The organism is Streptomyces sp. NPDC004647 (assembly GCF_040609575.1).
GTDB lineage: Bacteria > Actinomycetota > Actinomycetes > Streptomycetales > Streptomycetaceae > Streptomyces.
The window spans coordinates 1-1,514 of sequence record NZ_JBEXKU010000207.1; the positions used below are offsets into that span (position 1 = coordinate 1).

General features: G+C 70.9%; 1 protein-coding gene. It reads right to left on the reverse strand.

The genetic code is table 11. The features are described 5' to 3' along the window. The coding region (locus tag ABZW18_RS34700) for a type I polyketide synthase (protein ID WP_356195498.1) at positions 1-1,514 on the reverse strand (1,514 nt) is incomplete at both ends.

The window sequence follows — 1,514 nt, forward strand, 5'->3', positions numbered from 1 at the left end:
CGCACTGCCCTTCAACGACACCGGGTCCATGCCCGCCCGCTCGATCGCCTCCCACGACGTCTCCAACAACAGCCGCTGCTGCGAGTCCGTCGCCAGCGCCTCACGCGGCGACATCCCGAAAAACCCCGGGTCGAACTCGCCCGCCTCGTACAGGAATCCGCCCGAGCGGGTGTACGCCGTACCGGCGTGGTCCGGGTCCGGGTGGTAGAGCGATTCCACGTCCCAGCCACGGTTGGTCGGGAAACCGGAGATCGCGTCCGCACCCTCGGTGACCAGCCGCCACAAATCCTCCGGCGAGGCCACCCCACCCGGATACCGGCAGCTCATCCCCACCACCACGATCGGATCATCGGCCACCGCGGCGGCACGACCCGCCACGGGCAGTGCCACGGCCACATCCGCACCGAGCAGTTCGTCGAGGATGTACCCGACCAGACTCTGCACCGTCGGGTAGTCGAAGACCAGCGTGGCCGGCAGCCGCAGACCGGTCACGGTGTTGAGCCGGTTGCGCAGTTCGACCGCCGTCAGCGAGTCGAAGCCCAGCTCACGGAAGGCGCGCCCGGCGTCGATGTCGTCGCCACCGGCGTGGCCCAGGACGAGGGCGACCTGTCCGCGTACGAGGTCGAGCAGCAGCTCGATCCGCTCGGCCGCGTCCAGCCGGTTCAGGCGCTGTACGAGGCCACTGGCCGTACTCGATCCGGCGACGGAAGCGCGGCGGGCGCGGGTACGGATCAACGAGCGCAGCAGCGGCGGGACTTCACCCTGCGCACGCAACACCGGGAGATCCAGCCGTACGGGTACGACGACGGCCTCGCCGGTGGCCGGCGCCGCGTCGAACACCGCCACGCCCTGTCCGACCGACAGCGCCTGCACACCGGAACGGGCGTGCCGGTCCGCCTCGGCCTCGGCCAGGCTGCCCGTCATGCCGCCGGTACGGTCCCACGGACCCCAGGCGAGGGATATACCCGCCAGGCCCTCGGCCCGACGACGCTCCATCAGCGCGTCCAGGAAGGCGTTTCCGGCGGCGTAGTTGCCCTGGCCCGCGCTGCCGATCACGCCGGCGACGGAGGAGAAGACCACGAACGCGGAGAGGTCGTGATCCCGCGTCAGTTCGTGCAGGTTCCACGCCGCGTCGGCCTTGGGTCGCAGGACCGTGTCCAGCCGCTCCGGCGTCAGCGAACCCACCACACCGTCATCCAGCACACCCGCTGCGTGGATCACGGCGGAGACGGTGTGCCGGGCCAGCAGGTCGGCCAGCTCGTCCCGGTCGGCCACGTCGCACGCCTCGACCGAAACCTCGGCACCCAGCGCCGACAACTCGTCCGTCAGCGCTTCGGCGCCGTCGGCGCCCAGACCGCCACGGCTCACCAACAGCAGCCGCCGCACGCCGTGTTCGGCCACAAGATGCCGTGCCACCACCGCGCCCAGACCACCCGTACCACCGGTGATCAACACACTGCCATCGCCGTCCCACACCGGGTTCACCGCGCTCTCGCCCAGAGCCCTGCGCACCA